The 16,799-nt window shown below is 73.2% G+C and carries 16 protein-coding genes; 3 read left to right on the forward strand and 13 right to left on the reverse strand.

Annotated features, from left to right (window positions below; genetic code table 11):
* Window positions 1-38 precede the first annotated feature (38 nt).
* From dapA to ACLQ2U_RS04380, 4 genes are all read right to left on the reverse strand, one after another.
* A complete protein-coding gene (dapA, locus tag ACLQ2U_RS04365; protein WP_425749211.1) occupies window positions 39-965 on the reverse strand; it encodes a 4-hydroxy-tetrahydrodipicolinate synthase in 927 nt (308 codons plus the stop codon).
* Window positions 966-1,011: 46 nt separating this feature from the next.
* Entirely contained in the window at window positions 1,012-1,755 is a 744-nt protein-coding gene (gene thyX / locus ACLQ2U_RS04370) for an FAD-dependent thymidylate synthase (protein WP_425749339.1), read from the reverse strand.
* Window positions 1,756-1,902: 147 nt separating this feature from the next.
* Window positions 1,903-2,589 (reverse strand): DUF2752 domain-containing protein, encoded by a 687-nt coding sequence (locus tag ACLQ2U_RS04375; protein ID WP_425749212.1) that lies wholly within the window; start codon window positions 2,587-2,589, stop codon window positions 1,903-1,905.
* A 4-nt stretch (window positions 2,590-2,593) separates the two neighbouring features.
* Window positions 2,594-3,823 (reverse strand): winged helix-turn-helix domain-containing protein, encoded by a 1,230-nt coding sequence (locus ACLQ2U_RS04380; protein ID WP_425749213.1) that lies wholly within the window; start codon window positions 3,821-3,823, stop codon window positions 2,594-2,596.
* Between the two features lie 78 nt (window positions 3,824-3,901).
* Here ACLQ2U_RS04380 and ACLQ2U_RS04385 point away from each other — a divergent pair, with 78 nt between their 5' ends.
* On the forward strand, window positions 3,902-4,453 hold the full coding sequence (locus tag ACLQ2U_RS04385) for a GNAT family N-acetyltransferase (RefSeq protein ID WP_425749214.1): 552 nt from the start codon (window positions 3,902-3,904) through the stop codon (window positions 4,451-4,453).
* Here ACLQ2U_RS04385 and ACLQ2U_RS04390 read toward each other — a convergent pair.
* Window positions 4,352-5,662: a glycosyltransferase 87 family protein gene (locus ACLQ2U_RS04390; RefSeq protein WP_425749340.1), complete on the reverse strand. Its 1,311-nt coding sequence runs from the start codon at window positions 5,660-5,662 to the stop codon at window positions 4,352-4,354. The two genes, ACLQ2U_RS04385 and ACLQ2U_RS04390, sit on opposite strands and share 102 nt — an antisense overlap.
* A 36-nt stretch (window positions 5,663-5,698) precedes the next feature.
* Between ACLQ2U_RS04390 and ACLQ2U_RS04395 the strand changes: the two genes are divergently transcribed.
* Complete coding sequence (locus ACLQ2U_RS04395) at window positions 5,699-6,280, forward strand: GNAT family N-acetyltransferase (protein WP_425749215.1); 582 nt, start codon at window positions 5,699-5,701, stop codon at window positions 6,278-6,280.
* Window positions 6,281-6,376: 96 nt separating this feature from the next.
* On the opposite strand, the gene ACLQ2U_RS04400 is transcribed toward ACLQ2U_RS04395, so the two are convergent.
* The 4 genes from ACLQ2U_RS04400 to ACLQ2U_RS04415 all read right to left on the reverse strand — a co-directional run bounded on the left by ACLQ2U_RS04400 (window position 6,377) and on the right by ACLQ2U_RS04415 (window position 10,728).
* A complete protein-coding gene (locus ACLQ2U_RS04400) occupies window positions 6,377-7,270 on the reverse strand; it encodes a carbohydrate ABC transporter permease (protein ID WP_425749216.1) in 894 nt (297 codons plus the stop codon).
* Complete coding sequence (locus tag ACLQ2U_RS04405; RefSeq protein ID WP_425749217.1) at window positions 7,267-8,394, reverse strand: carbohydrate ABC transporter permease; 1,128 nt, start codon at window positions 8,392-8,394, stop codon at window positions 7,267-7,269. Before ACLQ2U_RS04405 ends, ACLQ2U_RS04400 begins: the two co-directional genes overlap by 4 nt.
* Window positions 8,395-8,462: 68 nt before the next feature.
* Window positions 8,463-9,710, reverse strand: a complete 1,248-nt coding sequence (locus tag ACLQ2U_RS04410) for a sugar ABC transporter substrate-binding protein (RefSeq protein WP_425749218.1) — start codon at window positions 9,708-9,710, stop codon at window positions 8,463-8,465.
* Between the two features lie 25 nt (window positions 9,711-9,735).
* Entirely contained in the window at window positions 9,736-10,728 is a 993-nt protein-coding gene (locus tag ACLQ2U_RS04415) for a LacI family DNA-binding transcriptional regulator (protein ID WP_425749219.1), read from the reverse strand.
* A 142-nt stretch (window positions 10,729-10,870) separates the two neighbouring features.
* Between ACLQ2U_RS04415 and ACLQ2U_RS04420 the strand changes: the two genes are divergently transcribed.
* The gene (locus ACLQ2U_RS04420; protein ID WP_425749220.1) at window positions 10,871-12,985 is read left to right on the forward strand and encodes a glycogen debranching N-terminal domain-containing protein; all 2,115 of its coding nucleotides are present in this window, start codon (window positions 10,871-10,873) and stop codon (window positions 12,983-12,985) included.
* A gap of 85 nt (window positions 12,986-13,070) precedes the next feature.
* On the opposite strand, the gene ACLQ2U_RS04425 is transcribed toward ACLQ2U_RS04420, so the two are convergent.
* The 4 genes from ACLQ2U_RS04425 to ACLQ2U_RS04440 form a co-directional block, all read right to left on the reverse strand.
* Window positions 13,071-13,541, reverse strand: a complete 471-nt coding sequence (locus ACLQ2U_RS04425; protein ID WP_425749221.1) for a GNAT family N-acetyltransferase — start codon at window positions 13,539-13,541, stop codon at window positions 13,071-13,073.
* A gap of 83 nt (window positions 13,542-13,624) precedes the next feature.
* Entirely contained in the window at window positions 13,625-14,377 is a 753-nt protein-coding gene (locus ACLQ2U_RS04430) for a hypothetical protein (protein ID WP_425749222.1), read from the reverse strand.
* 96 nt (window positions 14,378-14,473) lie between these two features.
* The gene (gene dapB, locus ACLQ2U_RS04435; protein WP_425749223.1) at window positions 14,474-15,247 is read right to left on the reverse strand and encodes a 4-hydroxy-tetrahydrodipicolinate reductase; all 774 of its coding nucleotides are present in this window, start codon (window positions 15,245-15,247) and stop codon (window positions 14,474-14,476) included.
* A 70-nt stretch (window positions 15,248-15,317) separates the two neighbouring features.
* Window positions 15,318-16,691, reverse strand: a complete 1,374-nt coding sequence (locus ACLQ2U_RS04440) for a M16 family metallopeptidase (protein ID WP_425749224.1) — start codon at window positions 16,689-16,691, stop codon at window positions 15,318-15,320.
* Between the last annotated feature and the right edge of the window lie 108 nt (window positions 16,692-16,799).

A 16,799-nucleotide genomic window follows, 5' to 3' on the forward strand; every position in this document is an offset into this window, starting at 1 on the left:
GATCGACGCCGTAACCCGGCGTCCGTCGTGTCGTTCGATCATTCGGGCAGCTCCAGGCCCGCTGCCGCGCAGTCCGCGCGCAGCTGGGCGATCTCGTCTCCGGTGGCGTCCACCAGCGGGGGGCGCACCGGGCCGGCCGGCAGCCCCTGGGCCGCCAGCCCCGCCTTCACCAGGATCACGCCCTGGGTCCGGAAGATCCCGGTGAACAGCGGCAGCAGCCGCCGGTGCAGGGTCAGCGCGGTCGTGCTGTCGCCGCTGTCGTACGCCTCGATCATCTGCTTGGTCCGCACGCCGGTGAAGTGCGTCGAGGTGCCCACCACACCGACCCCGCCGACGGCGAGCAGCGGCAGGGTGAGCGCGTCCTCGCCGCTGTAGACGGCCAGGTCGCTGCGGCTGGTCACCCAGGAGGTGGCGGTCAGGTCGCCCTTGGCGTCCTTCACCGCGACGATCCGGCCGTGCTCGGCGAGCTTCACCATCGTCTCGGTGGCGATCGGCACGCCGGACCGGCCCGGGATGTCGTAGAGCATCACCGGGAGGCCGGTGGAGTCCGCGACCGCGGTGAAGTGGCGCAGCAGGCCGCTCTGCGGCGGCTTGTTGTAGTAGGGGGTGACCACGAGCAGGCCGTGCGCGCCGGCCTTCTCGGCCGACGCGGCCAGCTCGATGGTGTGCCGGGTGTCGTTGGTGCCGACCCCCGCCACCACCCGGGCCCGGTCGCCGACCGCCTCCACCACCGCGCGGATCAGGCGTTCCTTCTCCGCGTCGCTGGTGGTCGGCGACTCGCCGGTGGTGCCGTTGACCACCAGGCCGTCGTTGCCCTGCTCGTCGACGAGGTGGTTCGCCAGCCGTACGGCGCCGTCCAGGTCGAGGGAGCCGTCGGCGGTGAACGGGGTCACCATGGCCGTGAGCAGCCGCCCGAACGGGCGGGAAGCGCCCCGGTCGGGGGCGGCAGGATGGTCGTGCGTCATGTTCACAACCTAGCGGACGACCACCGGAGCTCCGGTGGGGAAGGGCTCAGGACAGCTCGGCGTGCGGGCTCCTCGCCACCTCGGTGCCGTCCGGCAGGGTGGAGATGACGAAGTCCGCGAAGACGTTCGGCGCCACCTGCTGGAGCTGGCGCAGGCACTCCACGGCCAGCTCGCGGATCTCCACGTCGGCGTGCTCGGTGGCGCGCATGCCGATGAAGTGCCGCCACGCCCGGTAGTTGCCGGTGACCACGATCCGGGTCTCGGTGGCGTTGGGCAGCACGGCCCGGGCCGCCTGCCGGGCCTGCTTGCGGCGCAGCGTCGGGTTCGGCTCGTCGGAGAAGCGCTGCTCCAGCCCCTCCAGCAGCTCGGTGTAGGCCCGGACGCTCGCCTCGGCGGCCTCGACGAACTTCTTGTGCAGCTCCGGGTCCTCGGCGATCACCGCGGGCTCGACCATGGCCGCGTCCCGCTCCGGGACGTACCGCTGGGAGAGCTGGGAGTACGAGAAGTGCCGGTGCCGGATCAGCTCGTGGGTGAAGGAGCGGGACACGCCGGTGAAGTAGAAGGTCACCGAGCCGTGCTCCAGCACCGAGAGATGCCCGACCTCCAGGATGTGCGCCAGGTAGCCGGCGTTGGTGGCGGTGGCCGGGTTCGGCTTCTTCCAGCTCTGGTAGCAGGCCCGGCCGGCGAACTCCGCGAGGGCCTGGCCGCCCTCGGCGTCGGTCGACCACGGCACGTCCTCCGGGGCCTGGAACTGGGTCCACGCGATCAGCTTGACCTGGGGCTGCACCATCTCCGGCATTCCTGGGACTGTAGTGGCCGGACGGGCGGCGGGGAAAGTTGGGCTCGCGGGGCCGAGACGACCCACCAGCTGCGAATCTTGGACAGTCACCGTTCCGGGTGAACGCCAAGTGTCCAAGATCTCCCGGCGACCGGCCGGTCAGACGTACAGCGACGTGAACGGGGCCCAGGGCAGGTTGCGGGCCACCGAGAAGGCCAGCCAGAGGGCGAGGAAGCCGGCGATCACCGGTGAGCTGATCCGCAGCTCCGGCAGGCGCCAACCGAAGGCCTGCTTCCCGGCCCAGGCGACGAAGAGGTACGCCAGGAAGGGCAGCGCGAACACGAAGAGGAAGTGGTGCCGGGCGGCGGCGGGCAGGTCGCCGTGCAGCACGTACCAGAGCGCGCGGGTGCCGCCGCAGCCCGGGCAGTCCAGGCCGGTGGTGAGCTTCAGCAGGCAGCTCGGCGCGGCGTCCGGGTCGCTGGTGGTGGGGTTGCTGACCAGCGCGTACGCCATGCCGAGCCCGACGCAGCCGACCGCGGCGAGCGGCGCCGCCCAGCGCGGGGAGCGCTCGTGGAGGCGGAGCACGAGGCGGGTGAGCCGGTCCGGCTCGACGGGCTGGTAGGCGGCCGGCGGCCAGGCGCCGGTGGTGGCGTCGTGCGGCCAGCCGCCGGGCGCGCCGTCGCTGTGCGGCGTGGCACCGGGGGCGGTCTGCGACCCGCCGTCGGTGTGCGGCGGGGCGGCCTGCGGCACGCCGTCGGGGTGTGGCGGGGCGCCGGTGGCGGCCTGTGGCACGTCGGCCTCCTGCACCTGCCGACCCGGCCCGGCCGGCCCGTCAACGCTCGTCACGCGCTCACGGTACACCGGCCAGGCTCCGCAGCGCGGCGGCCAGCGGACCGGCGAGGTCCCCCGCGGCGGGCGGGGCGACCGCGTCCAGGCCGAGCCAGCCGGCGAGCCGGTGCAGCTCCGCGGCGAGCGCCACGGCGGTCTCCCCCGGGTCGGCGGCCGGTTCCCGCCAGGCCGCCGGCACCAGCAGCACCCCGGCCTTCCGGTCGGCCTTCAGGTCGACCCGGGCGGTGAACCGTTCCCCTTGGAGGAACGGCAGCACGTAGTAGCCGTGCACCCGCTGCGGCGCCGGCACGTAGATCTCGATCCGGTAGCTGAAGTCGAAGAGCCGCTCGGTGCGGGCCCGCTCCCAGACCAGCGGGTCGAAGGGGCTGACCAGGGTGTTGCCGCGCACCCAGCGGGGCAGCCGGGCGCCGGCGTGCAGCCAGGCCGGCTGCCGCCAGCCCTGGACGGCGACCGGCAGCAGCTCACCGGCCTCGACCAGCTCGGCGATCGCCTGCCGGGCGCCAGCCAGCGGCAGCCGGAAGTAGTCGCGCAGCTCCGGCTCGGCGGCCACCCCGAGCGACCGGGCGGCCACCGCGACCAGGGTGCGGTACGCCTCGGCGCCGGTCGGCGTGGGCGCGTCCAGGGCGGCCGGCGGCAGCACCCGCTCGGGCAGGTCGTAGCGGCGGGCGAAGGAGGTGGTCCGCTCGGCCGCCGTGACCTCGCCGGACCAGAAGAGGAACTCCAGCGCCCGCTTCACCGCCGACCAGTTCCACCCCCAGTTGCCGGTCTCCCGGGGCGCGTCGTGCTCGATCTCGGCGGCGGTGAGCGGGCCCCGGACGGCCACCTCGTCGCGGACCCAGGCGACCAGCTCGGGCTGCTCCTGCGCGATCCGGCGCATGCCGCCCCAGGCGTCGGAGCGGGCCTTGGCCATCCGCCAGCGCAGCGCCGCGTGCAGCCCCACCGGCACCAGCGACGCCTCGTGGCCCCAGTATTCGAAGAGCTCGCGGGGGCGGCGGTAGGCGGCGGCGTCGAGCATGGCCGTCGGGTAGGGCCCGAGCCGGCTGTAGAGCGGCAGGTAGTGCGCCCGTTGCAGGACGTTGACCGAGTCCATCTGGATCAGGCCGACCCGGTCGAGCACCCGGCGCAGGTGCCGGCGGGTGGGCACGCCGGCGGGCGCCGGGTCGGCGAAGCCCTGGGCGGCCAGCGCCACCCGCCGGGCCTGGGCGAGGGAGAGCGATTCCGATACGGCCATCGTCGGGCACCCTAATCCACGCCTGCGACACGGGAGCGGACGCTGGACCGACCGCCCGCCGCGGCATAGAACGGACACATGCTCACCATCCGCCGCGAGGAGTCCGACGACGCCGAGGCGATCGCCCGGGTGCACATCCACGGCTGGCAGGCCGGCTACGCCGGGATCATGCCCGACGAGGTGCTGCGCCGGCTCAACCCGGTGGCCTGGGCGCAGCGGCGGCGGGACCTCGGCACCGCCGACCTTGAGCACCCGTTCACCACGCTGCTCGCCGAGATCGACGGCGGCCTCGCCGGCTTCACCACCTTCGGGCCGTACCGGAACAACCAGGACCGGGGCGACCTGGACCAGACCCGGGGCGAGGTGGTGGCGATCTACGTGGAGCCGGCGCACTGGGGCGACGGCACCGCGCGCGCGCTGCTGGCCGCCGCCCGGGACGGCCTGGCCGTACGGGGCTGGCGGGACTACCGGCTCTGGGTGCTCGCGGAGAACGCCCGGGCCCGCCGCTTCTACGAGCGGGCCGGGCTGTCACCCGACGGTGAGCGGTGCACCTACCCGGTGCCGCTCGCCGGTGGCCGCCCCCCGGTCCACCTCGACGAGCTGCGGTACGCCGGTCGGCTCGGTGGCTGACGCGGCCGGTCCGGCGGGACCGCCCGACCCGGCGCCGGCCCGCGTGGCGTGCCCCCGGATCGGCAGCAGCACCAGCAGCGCGAGGCTGATCCAGACGTAGGTGTTGCTGCCCAGGAAGCCGTCCACCCCGCTGAAGTCCCGCTCCCAGGCCCAGACGATCCGGCTGATCAGCAGCCCGTACGCGACCACCACGAACGCGACCAGCGCGCGGCGCCGCCGGCTGCGGGCGGGTGCGGCGACCGCGTTGTCGACCAGCAGGATCAGCGCCGGGATCAACCAGACCAGGTGGTGCACCCAGGTGACCGGGCTGACCAGGCACATCACCACGCCGGTCAGCGCCAGCCCGGTCGCCTCGTCGCCGGCCGCCACCGCGGCCCGGGACCGCCAGGCCCAGACGGCCAGGGTGGCCAGGACCAGCGCCAGCCAGGCCAGGGTGCTCGGGTGATCCGGGTGCAGCCGGGCGACCACCCCGCGCAGCGACTGGTTGGAGACGAACGCCAGCTCGCCGACCCGGCCGGTGTTCCACAGCGCCGAGGTCCAGAACTCCCGGGAGGAGTCCGGGAAGAGCGCGGCGGCGAGCAGCGTCGCGGCGGCCGCGGCGGCCATCGAGGTCACCGCGGCCCGCCACCGGCGGGTGATCAGCAGGTAGATGATGAAGACGCCCGGGGTCAGCTTGATCGCGGTGGCGAGGCCGATGCCCACCCCGGCCCACCGGTTGCCGGCCGGCAGCAGCCGGAGCAGGTCCACCGCCACCAGGAAGAGCAGCAGCATGTTGACCTGGCCGAAGTTGATCGTCTCGCGCATCGGCTCGAACGCGGCGGCCAGGCAGAGCGCCACCGCGAGGGCGAACCAGCGGGTCCAGCCGGCCCGGCGGGAGACCGGGTCGAGCAGCCACCAGATCAGCACGGTGCCCACCACCACGCTGGCGGCCACGCTGACGGTGATCGCCGCCGGCCACGGCAGGTACGCCATCGGCAGCATGACCAGGGCGGCGAACGGCGGGTAGGTGAAGCCGTACTGGGTGCCGAACTTGAGGTAGTCGTAGATCTCGCCACCGTCGTGCACCCAGAAGGTCAACGCGCCGTAGTAGACCTTGAGGTCGAAGAAGCCGTGCCGGACGGCCGCCACCGCGAGGAAGGCGGTCACCGCGACGGCGAGCGCAACCACCCCGACGACCTGCCCGGCCGTCCGCTTGGCACCCTGCGCCACCGTCGCCTCCCTCACCGTGCCCTAGGCTCTCGTGCCATGGCTCTCGGGTACGTCCGCCCGGCGCGTCCCGAGGACGCCGCCGAGATCGCACGCATTCAACTCGCGACCTGGCGGGTCGCCTACCGCCGGATCCTGCCCCGGCACGTGCTCGACAACCTGGACGAGGCCTGGCTGGCCCGGCGGTGGAGCGCGGCGGTGCAGGCGCCGCCCTCCGGCGCGCACCGGGTGCTGGTCGCCGTCGAACAGGCCGAGCAATCCTATCTGGTGGGGTTCGCCGCTTCCGGACCGGCGGACGCTGAGGCGCTCGCCCCGGAGGAGCCGGCCGAGGCGCTCGGCGCCGGGGTCGTCGCGGTGACCGACCTGCTGGTCGAGCCACGCTGGGGCCGGCGCGGGCACGGCAGCCGGCTGCTCGCCGCCACCGTGGACCTGTGGCGCACCGACGGCTTCGACCGGGCGGTGGCCTGGGCGTTCGAGGGTGACGAGGCGACCCGCAAGTTCCTGACCAGCACCGGCTGGGAGCCCGACGGCGCGGCCCGCGCCCTGGACGTCGACGACATGCTGGTCCCCCAGCTCCGCCTGCACGTCGCGGTCCCCACCGAGCCGGTCGCCGAGAGCTGAGTACGCCCGGCCGCGCGGTTGCAACGTGCTGTCGGTGCTCGAACAGAAGTGAGCCGTCGGCGGTTCCCGGCTGCCGGGCCGGGAACCGCCGACGGGTCAGCCCTTGTCCGCGCCCTCGTTGGCGCCCCGGACGAAGTAGCGCTGGAAGATCACGAAGAGCACCGCCACCGGGATGGTCGCCAGCAGCGCCGCGCCGAGCTTGAGCGGATACTGGGTGCCCTTGCCGAGCGAGCCGCTGACCAGGTCGGCCAGGCCACGGGGCAGGGTGAACAGGCCCGGGTCCTGCACCGCGACCAGGCTGTGCGGGAACTCGTTCCAGGAGCCCTGGAACGACAGGATGGTCAGGGTGATCAGCGCCGGCTTCGCCATCGGCAGCACCACCGACCAGAACGTGCGGAAGACGCTGGCGCCGTCGATCCGGGCCGCCTCCTCCACGCTGACCGGGATCGACTCGAAGAACTGCTTCATGATGAACACCCCGGCCGCGTCGGCGAGCAGCGGCACGACCAGCCCGGCGTAGCTGTTGTAGATGCCGAGCTGGTTGAGCACCAGGAACTTCGGGATCAGCAGCACCACGCCGGGCACCGCCATGACCGCGATGACCGCGGCGAACAGGCCGGCGCGGCCCCGGAACCGCAGCCGGGCCAGGGCGTACCCGGCGAGCGAGTCGAAGAAGACCCGGCCGAGCGTGACCAGAACGGTGACCAGCAGCGAGTTGCCCAGCCAGAGCGGGAAGTTGGTGCCCGCGAAGATCCGCTCGAAGCCGTCGAAGGTCACCGGGTCGGGCACCGGGGAAAGCGGGTTGGCTGCCGCGTCCGGCTCGGTCTTGAACGAGTTGCCGAGCTGGATGACGAACGGGTAGAGGAAGACCAGCCCGAAGAAGATCAGGACGGCGTACCCGACGAAACGGTTGACCAGGGCGCGGGCGCCGCGGCCGGCGCGCCGGGCGGGCGCCGCCGCCACCGGCGGGCGGTCGGTGAGCGCGGTCATCGCTGGGACCCTTCCGGTACGCGCCGACGCCACCAGCCGCGTCGTGGCGACCCGGTGTCCCGGTCGGCCATCACCCGCCGTTGGACCAGCGTGAACACGATGATGATCAGGAACAGCACGAACGAGATGGCCGCGCCGGAGCCGTAGTCGAAGTCCCGGAACGCCGTCCGGTACGACAGGTAGGCCGGGGTGAGCGTGGTCTTGGCCGGCTCGCCCTGGCTCATCACGTACACCTGGTCGAAGACCTGCCAGGAACCGATCAGGCCGAGGGTGAGCACCAGGAACATGGTCGGCTTGATCATCGGCAGGGTGACGTACCGGAACCGCTGCCAGCGGGTCGCGCCGTCCAGGGTGCTCGCCTCGTCCAGCGCCACCGGGACGCTCTGCAGGGCGGCGAGGAACATCAGCATGAACGTGCCGGAGGTGGTCCAGACGACCAGCGTGATGATCGAGACCATCGCGACGCTCGGCCCGGAGAGCCAGCCCCACCAGCTCAGCCCGAACGGCCCGCCGTCGGCGAGCGCGGCCGGCGCGGTCTCCACCCCGACCGCGCCGAGCAGCAGGTGCAGCACGCCGCGGGAGTCGGCGAACCACTGCGGCCCGTCGATGCCGAAGACGCCGAGCAGCGCGTTGACCGCGCCGGAGTTGGCGAACAGGAACAGGAAGACCACGCTGATCGCCACCGAGCTGGTCACCGACGGGAAGTAGAAGGCGCTGCGGAAGAACGCCTTCCCCTTGAGCATCCGGTTGTTGACCACCAGCGCGAGCCCGAGCGAGAGCGCGGTCTGCGCCGGTACGACGATCGCCACGTAGTAGACGTTGTTGCGGATGCTGGTCATGAAGTCCCGGCGGGCCAGCCCGTCCTCGGTGAACAGCCGGGTGTAGTTGTCGGCGCCGACGAAGGGCACCTTGCCGGTGAACGGGCTGCCCTGGCCGTTCCAGTCGGTCAGGCTCACCCAGAGCGCCATCAGGATCGGCAGCAGCAGGAAGAGCCCGAGGATCACGATCACCGGGGCCACGAAGAGCCAGCCCGCGACATTCTCGTTGCCCCGGATGCCGCGTCCGGGGCGGCGCGCTGGGCCGCCGGTCGCGGTGGCCGGCGCCGCCAGTGCGTCGGTTGCCATCTCCCCTCCTTCGACTCGCGGGTGGCCGGTGGGGGCGCCGCCGGTCGGCAGCGCCCCCGTGGTCCGCGTCAGCCGCCGAGCGCCGCCTTGGCGTTCTTGTCGAAGTTCTCGAGGATGGTCTTCGGGTTGCCGTTGGACAGCCCCTGCAGGCCGGTGTCCAGGTCACCGAGGACGCTGTCCATCTTCGGGGCGTTCACCGGGCCCTGGGCGTACTCGGCGCCGTCGATGAACGGCTTGTCCGCCGGGAACTCGCTGCTGTACTGGTCGCGGACCGACTGCCGGGACGGCATCACGCCGAACGCCTTGGCGAAGGTCATCTGCTGGTCGCCGGCGGTCATCGCCTCGACGAACTTGATCGCCTGGTCCTTGAACTTGCTCTTCGCCGCGATCCCCCAGCAGTTGGTGAACGAGAGCGTGCCCTGGCCCTTCGGCCCGGCCGGCAGCGCGACGACCTTGTACTTCACGTTCGGGAAGTCGTTCTGCAGGGCGCCCTTGATCCAGTTGCCCTCGATGGTCATCACGGCCTTGCCCTTGCCGAACGCCTCACCGGACCAGCCGGCGTCGAGCTGCTTCGGGTACCGCGCGTAGCCGTTGGTGAGCAGGCCCTTGACGTACTCCAGGGCCTTGAGGTTCTCCGGGGTGTCCGCGGTGGCCTGCTTGCCGTCCTTGCTGACCAGCCAGCCGCCGGACTGCACCATGAAGGCGCCGATCCGGTCCCGGGTGTCACCGAGCGCCAGCGGCACCTGCCCCTTGGCCTTGATCTTCTGGGCGGTGGCGGTGAGCTGCTCCCAGGTGGTGGGGACGTCGGCGTCGGTCAGGCCGGCCTTGGTCCAGAGGTCGGTGTTGATCTGCAGGGCGAGGGTGGAGAAGTCCTTCGGCGCGCAGTAGAACTTGCCGTCGTGGGTGAACGTGGTGCGCAGGCTCTCGTAGAAGTCCTCCGGCTTGCTGATCTTGTCGCCGTACGGCTCCAGCGCACCGACGCTGGCGTAGTCGGCGAACCGGCTGGCGTCGACGTAGAAGACGTCCGGCGGGGTGCCGCCGGCGAGGGCCTGACCGAGCTGCTGGGTGAGGTCCTGGGCCGGGGTCACGGTGGCCTGGTTGCCGGAACTGCTCGCCCACTTGGCCGCGGCGTCCTGCACCGCCTTGGTCTCGGCGTCACCCGAGGAACCGATCAGGATCTGCAGGTTGGCCGGGCCGCTGGACTGCTTGGTGTCCTTCGCCGAGTCGTCGAAGCCGCTGCCGCAGGCCGCGGAGCCGAGCAGCGCGACGGCGGCGAGGCCGGCCACCGCCGCGCGGGTGAGGGATCGAGGTGTCATCTGTTCTCCTGGGTGGGGGAAGGTGTCACGCGGTGTGTCGCCGCACCAGCGAGGGCTGGAGCAGCACGGGGGCAGGGGTGCTCCGCGGGCCGTCGAGCACCGCGGTGAGCAGGTCGACGCAGCGGGCGGCGGCCTCGCCGAGGGGTTGGCTGACGCTGGTCAGGCCGACCACCGCGGCGACCGGGGTGTCGTCGAAGCCGATCACCGGCACGGCCGGGTCGGCGGCGCGGGCGGCCTGGAGGGCGCCCAGCGCGAGGGAGTCGCTGGCGCAGACCAGGGCGGTCGGCGGCGCCCCGGCGGCGAGCAGGTCGCGGGCGGCCCGCTCCCCCTCGGCGATGCCGTCGACCGTCTCCCGGTCCAGCCCGGTCGGGTCGACGGCGACCTCGCGCAGGGTCTCCCGCCAGCCGGCGCGCCGGTCGTCGCCGACGCCCGAGCCGGCCGGCCAGCCGATCCAGCCGATCCGCCGGTGGCCGGCCGACACAAGGTGCCGGGTGGCCTGGGCCGTCCCGGCCGCGCCGTCCACGTCGACCCAGCAGTGCGCGTCGAGGTCGTCCCACGGCCGGCCGAAGGTCACGAACGGCACGCCCCGATCGGCGAGCCAGGCGGTCCGCGGGTCGCCGTGGTCGGTGCCGGTCAGCACGAACCCGTCCAGGTCGTACGCGCCGAGCAGGTCGTCGTAGGTGGCGATCTCCCGGTCGGCGTCGGCGGCGGTGTAGAGCATGGTGCGGTAGCCGGCCACCTCGGCGGTCTCGGTGAGGCCGTGCAGGAAGCGGTCCAGCACCGAGCCGTTGATGCCGTCGCGGGTCGGCTCGATCCGCACGGCGATCAACCGGGAGCGCCCGGTGCGCATCTGCCGGGCGGCCTGGTTGGCCCGGTAACCGAGGGCGACGATGGCGTCCTGCACGCGGCGGCGGGTCTCCTCCCGCACGATGTGCGGGGCGTTGATCACGTTGGACACCGTCTGCCGGCTGACCTGGGCGTGCCGGGCCACCGTCGCGATGGTCACCTTTGCGGCCACTTGGCACCTCTCGCCATCTTGAACGATCCAATTCGGATGGGGCAGGATTGGATCGTTCAAGTTTCTGGAATGTTTCGCACTTTGCACCGCCCCGGACGGCTTGTCAAGACGTCGTCCACCCTCAGGATCTGGAGCCGCAGCCGTGATCGAACGCCACCTGCAACCCCTGCTGCACGACCTGGTCGGGGTGGTCCTCGCTCCCACCAGCGCGCTGGGTGACCGGGCCGGGCAGATCCGCCCGGCCGGCGTCCAGGGCGTCTTCCACGCCGACGCCCGGGTGCTCTCCCGGGCCGAGCTGCGGATCGACGATCGGGAGCCGGAGGCGCTGAGCCACGGCGCGGACGGCCCGCACGGGGCCCGCTTCGTCGGCCTGGCCCGCTGGCTCGGCGACCCCGGGCCCGACCCCACCGTCCGGGTCGAGCGGACCCGCCGGGCCGGCCCGCGCGGGCTCGACGAGGAGGTCCGCGTCGTGTCGACCGCCGCCGAACCGGTCCGCGCCACGGTCGGCGTCGACCTCGGCTGCGACCTGGCGCCGATCGAGGTGGTGAAGTCCGGCGGCGCGGCGGTGCCGATCGAGGCCAAGGCCGGGCAGCCCGGGCAGCTGAGCTGGGCCGCCGAGGGTGTCACGGTGACCGTCACCGGCGACGGCGCGCGGGTGCACGCCGAGGGCGACCGGGCCGCCGCGCCCCGGCTCACCTGGCCGGTCGAACTCGCGCCGGGCGGTGAGGTGACGCTGCGCTGGCGGCTGCGGGTGGACGACCCGCGCGCGGTGGTGGCCGCCCCGGCCGGCGAGCCAAACTGGTCCCGGCCCGAGGTCCGGGCCGACGACCGGCGGCTGGTCCGGCTGGTCGACCGCTCCCTGGACGACCTGCGCGGGCTGCGGCTCACCGACGCCGCCGCGCCCGGGGACGTCTTCCTCGGTGCCGGGGTGCCCTGGTTCCTCACCCTGTTCGGGCGGGACAGCCTCTGGGCCGCCCGGATGATGCTGCCACTCGGCACCGAGCTGGCCGCCGGGACACTGCGCGTGCTCGCCCGCCGGCAGGGCACCCGGGTCGACCCGTCCACCGGCGAGGCGCCCGGCAAGATCCTGCACGAGCTGCGCCGGCACGAGTTCGCCATCCTCGACGAGGGGCTGCGGCTGCCGCCGGCCTACTACGGCACCGTCGACGCCACCATGCTCTGGGTCGCGCTGCTGCACGACGCCTGGCGCTGGGGCCTCGCCGCCGACCAGGTCGAGCCGCTGCTGCCGCACCTGGAGGCGGCGCTGGGCTGGCTCGGCGAGCACGCCGACGCCGACGGCGACGGCCTGGTCGAGTACGTCGACACGACCGGGCACGGCCTGGCCAACCAGGGCTGGAAGGACTCCGGCGACGCGGTCCGGTTCCGCGACGGCCGGCTCGCCACGCCGCCGATCGTGCTGGCCGAGGTGCAGGGGTACGCGTACCAGGCGGCGGTGCACGGCGCCGACCTGCTGGACGCGTTCGGCCGGCCCGGGGCCGACCGCTGGCGCGGGTACGCCGCCCGGTTGGCGGAAACCTTCCGGGCCCGGTTCTGGGTCGACGGCGGCCCGGACGGCCCGCGCCCGGCGCTGGCGCTGGACCGGGACAAGCGGCCGGTCGACTCGCTGACCAGCAACATCGGCCACCTGCTCGGTACCGGCCTGCTCACCGGCGAGGAGGAGGCCCGGGTGGCCGCGCTGCTCACCGGCGGGGCGCTGGCCGACGGCTTCGGGCTGCGCACCATGTCCACCGACGACGCCGGGTTCAGCCCCCTGTCGTACCACTGCGGGTCGATCTGGGCGCACGACACCGCGATCGTCCTCGCCGGGCTGGCCCGGGCCGGCTTCCGGGAGGCGGCGCTCGGCCTCGCCGAGGGGCTGCTCGGAGCCGCCGAGGCGTTCGACTACCGGCTCCCCGAGCTGTACGGCGGCGACGACCGCGGCCTGCTCGGCCGGCCGGTGCCGTACCCGGCGGCCTGCCGGCCGCAGGCCTGGTCGGCGGCGGCCGCGGTACTGCTGCTCCAGGCCGGTGCCGGCCTGCATCCCGACGTGCCGAACGGCACCGTGACGCTCCGGCCGCTCGCCGGCGCCGAGCTGGGCGCGCTGAGCGTCCGCGGCTTCCGCATCGCCGGCGCCCCGGTCGACGTGCACGTCGACCACCAGGGCCACCCGACGGTCACCGGCCTCCCCGCCGGCCTGACCCTCACCCCCACCATCCCCACCCAGCGCCCCGCCCAGGACGCCCCGCTCCCCCGCTGACCGCCCTCCCATTCCCTTCCGGTCGATCATGACGTTGGCGGCGAAGTCGATCGCGAACAGTGCCGCGACCTTCATGATCGACCGGTCAGGGGCGGAGTTCGGCGACCAGTTCGTCGTCCTCCAGGGCGCCGGTGGGGGTGAAGCCCAGCGAGGTGTAGAGGCGCGCGGCGGGGGTGTTGTCCGGGTGGTACGAGAGCCGGACGACACCTCCGCCGTCCTGCGTGGCGAGCCGGTCGGCGAGGATGCGCACGGCGGCCCGGCCGACGCCCCGGTCCTGTTCGGCGGCGTCGATCACCATGCCGCCGATCCAGCGGGAGCCGTCGTCGTCCACGCCCCACATGACGTGCCCCACGACGGTCTCGTCGGCGTACACGGCCAGCGAGATCCAGACATCGGAGCGCATGGTCAGCACCAGGTAGCGGGCCGCCAACGCGGGCACCCAGGCGCGCTGGTCGTCGCGGGGTGCCACATCGGCGACGGCCCGCCAGTTGTCGTCGTCGACCGGGCGCAACGTGACGTGACGGCCAGCCCGGTCCCGCAGCCCAGAATCGATCATGAAGGCGAGCCTAAGCCGTGCGCCCCTCGCGAGCGACCGCTTTCCGCGCACCCGGGGCGGCGCGGCTCAGCCGGCCTGCGCGTCTAGGTAGGGGCGGGATCCCCGGCACCCAGGTCCGTGATTCCCGCCGTGTGCAGGGCACCGACGGCGAGGGTGCGGCGCACCGCGGCGAAGGTGATCACGTGGCCGATGGTCCCACCCAGGGTGTGGGTGGCCGGCGGCGAACAGGTGGTGTCGACGAACGTGTCGGCCAGCGTGCCGGCGGCCAGGGTCTGCGCGACGAAGGCGCGCCAGTCCCGGCCGGCCACCTCGTGGCGGGCGGCGAGACCGGGAATCGACCGGTCGCTCTCGTCGGGCCAGTCGCCGCCGCGCAGCGCCGACAGCCAGTGCTCCTCCTGGGTCACCATCGCGTTGATCAGTGAACGGAGGGTCGGCCGCTCGTCGATCGTCTCCACCGAAACGGTGACCGGTCGGTCGAGCACCTCCTCGTCGAGGGTGGCGGCCCGGTCGATGACAGCGGTCAGGGTGTGGACGTGGTGGTCGACCAGGTGCTGTAGCACGTTCATCGCGATCTCCTCGCGTACGGCCGGCAGCCGGAGGCCACCGGGCGGCTGGAAGTGGACGCCGCTGGGACAGGGCAGCTCCAGCTCGCGGAAGGTGAGCAGCCGGCGGCGGAGCGCACCCGGGGGTTCCCCGGTGGCCGCCGCGACCAGCCGGTCGAAGTGGAAGCGGGACAGGTGCGCCCGGGCCGCGAGCTCGGCCGGGCTCACGGACGGGTCGTCCAGCCCGGTCTGCACCCAGTGCAGGATGTTGGCCAAGCCGTCCGTCGTCGTCATGGAAACAGCCTGCACCCGACGGGCACGGCCGCGCTTGACCGCCGTTGCGCACCTGCCACACCGGCCGGCCCACGCGGCGGGCCGGCCGGCGGGCGGTCAGTCGAGCAGCGAGTCCAGGCCGATGGTCAGGCCGGAGCGGTTGCGCACCGCGCGGACGGCGAGCAGCACGCCGGGCATGAACGAGGCCCGGTCGTACGAGTCGTGCCGGATGGTCAGCGTCTCGCCTGTGGTGCCGAAGAGCACCTCCTGGTGGGCGACCAGACCGGTGACCCGCACGGCGTGCACGCGTACCCCGTCGATGTCGGCGCCGCGCGCGCCCGCGACCTCGTCCTTGGTCGCGTCCGGCACCGGGCCCATGCCGGCCTCGGCCCGCGCGGCGGCGATCCGTCGGGCGGTGTGCGTCGCGGTGCCGCTGGGGGCGTCGAGCTTGCGCGGGTGGTGCTGCTCGATGATCTCCACGGACTCGAAGTGCCGGGCGGCCCGGGCGGCGAACTGCATCATCAGCACCGCGCCGATGCCGAAGTTGGGGGCGATGACCACCCCGACGCCCGGCTTACGCTCCAGCCAGCCGCGCACCCGGTCGAGCCGCTGCTCGGTGAAGCCGGTGGTGCCGACCACCGCGTTGATGCCCTGGTCGATGCACCAGTGCAGGTTGTCCATGACGACGTCCGGCGTGGTGAAGTCGACGACCACCTCGGCGCCCGCGTCGGAGGCGTTGAACAGCCAGTCACCCTGGTCGACCATCGCCACCAGGTCCATGTCGAGGGCCGCGTCGACCGCCTTGCACACCTCAACGCCCATCCGACCCCGGGCACCCAGCACGCCGACCCGGATCGGCTCGTCCAGGCCCTTCTCCTGCTCGTCAGTCACGGGGCACAACCTATCCCAATCGGGACGCGGTCACCCGGCCGGACCGTCGTCCGTCCCAGCAACAGGCGAATCAGCGGGAAACGGAGAAGGCAGTCTGGTCGAACGGGCCGACCACGGCGAGGGACATCGGCCGGCTGAGCAGCTCGGCGGCGAGGGTGTTCACGTCCGCTACGGTGACCGCGTCAACCCGGGTGAGCAGCTCGTCCACCGGCATCAGGTCGCCGTAGAGCAGCTCGCCCTTGGCCAGCCGACTCATCCGCGAGCCGGTGTCCTCCAGGCCCAGCACGAACGAGCCCTTGCTCATGCCCTTGCCCCGGGCCACCTCGGCCTCGGTGAGTCCGTCCGCGGCCACCCGGGCCAGCTCGGTCCGGGTCAGGTCCAGCACCTCGTCCACCTTGCCGGGCGCGCAGCCGGCGTAGACGGCGAAGAGGCCGCTGTCGGCGTACTGGCTGGCGTAGGAGTAGACCGAGTAGGCCAGGCCGCGCCGCTCCCGGATTTCCTGGAACAGCCGGCTGGACATGCCGCCGCCGAGGACGTTGTTGAGCACGCCGAGGGCGAAGCGCCGCTCGTCGATGCGGTCGATGCCGGGGCAGCCGAGGATGACGTGCGCCTGCTCGGTCTCCTTCGGCTCGACCAGGACGCTGGCCGGCTTCGTGCGTACCGCCGGGGTGGCCGACCGGTGCGTGCCCGGCGTGGCCGGGTCGGTGTCCATTGGCGTGCCACGCAGCGCCTGCCGGACCAGCTTGACCACGTCGGCGTGGTCGAGGTTGCCGGCGGCGGCGATGACGATCTGCGGCGGGGTGTAACGACGGCGGTAGAAGCTCTGGATCTGCCGCCGGGTCATCGGGGTGACCGTGTCCTCGGTGCCGGAGATCAGCCGGCCCAGCGGATGGTCGCCGTAGACGGCGCGGGCGAAGAGGTCGTGCACCTCGTCGCCGGGCTCGTCGTCGTGCATGGCGATCTCTTCGAGGATGACCCCGCGCTCGGTCTCCACGTCGGCCGGTTTGAGCACCGAGTCGGCCACCGCGTCGCACATCACGTCGATGGCCAGCGGCAGGTCCTCGTCCAGCACCCGCGCGTAGTAGCAGGTGTATTCCTTGGTGGTGAAGGCGTTGGTCTCGCCGCCCACCGCCTCGATCTCTGAGGAGATCTCCAGCGCGCTGCGCTTGTGGGTGCCCTTGAAGAGCAGGTGCTCCAGGAAGTGCGCGGCCCCGGCCTGCGGGCCGGTCTCGTCCCGGGAGCCGACCGCCACCCAGATGCCGAACGACACGCTGCGCATCGCCGGGATGGCCTCGGTGAGCACGCGCAACCCGCTGGGCAGCACCGTACGACGTACCGTGCCGCCCAACGGGTCGTCACTCAGCGTGCGGGTGACCGCCCGGGCCGCGCCACCGGCGGTCCGGGTGGTCCCGGCCGCGTGCCGGCCGGCGCCGGACGGCGCCACCCCCCGTCGGCCCGCAGGGAAAGACGAACGCTGGGCCGGACTCACGGAAACCTGCTCTCACTTCGACGAGGGGTGGGTGGTGCGGTGTCACGAACCGGCCGGGCGGCG

This window comes from Micromonospora sp. DT47 (assembly GCF_049844475.1).
GTDB lineage: Bacteria > Actinomycetota > Actinomycetes > Mycobacteriales > Micromonosporaceae > Micromonospora.

Coding starts and splice junctions, on each gene's coding strand:
- ACLQ2U_RS04395 (WP_425749215.1), top strand. CDS start 5,699: ATGGCTCTCGGGTACGTCCGCCCGGCGCGTCCCGAGGACGCCGCCGAG.
- ACLQ2U_RS04405 (WP_425749217.1), bottom strand. CDS start 8,394: ATGGCAACCGACGCACTGGCGGCGCCGGCCACCGCGACCGGCGGCCCA.
- ACLQ2U_RS04425 (WP_425749221.1), bottom strand. CDS start 13,541: ATGATCGATTCTGGGCTGCGGGACCGGGCTGGCCGTCACGTCACGTTG.
- ACLQ2U_RS04380 (WP_425749213.1), bottom strand. CDS start 3,823: ATGGCCGTATCGGAATCGCTCTCCCTCGCCCAGGCCCGGCGGGTGGCG.
- ACLQ2U_RS04385 (WP_425749214.1), top strand. CDS start 3,902: ATGCTCACCATCCGCCGCGAGGAGTCCGACGACGCCGAGGCGATCGCC.
- ACLQ2U_RS04400 (WP_425749216.1), bottom strand. CDS start 7,270: ATGACCGCGCTCACCGACCGCCCGCCGGTGGCGGCGGCGCCCGCCCGG.
- ACLQ2U_RS04410 (WP_425749218.1), bottom strand. CDS start 9,710: ATGACACCTCGATCCCTCACCCGCGCGGCGGTGGCCGGCCTCGCCGCC.
- dapA (WP_425749211.1), bottom strand. CDS start 965: ATGACGCACGACCATCCTGCCGCCCCCGACCGGGGCGCTTCCCGCCCG.
- ACLQ2U_RS04430 (WP_425749222.1), bottom strand. CDS start 14,377: ATGACGACGACGGACGGCTTGGCCAACATCCTGCACTGGGTGCAGACC.
- thyX (WP_425749339.1), bottom strand. CDS start 1,755: ATGGTGCAGCCCCAGGTCAAGCTGATCGCGTGGACCCAGTTCCAGGCC.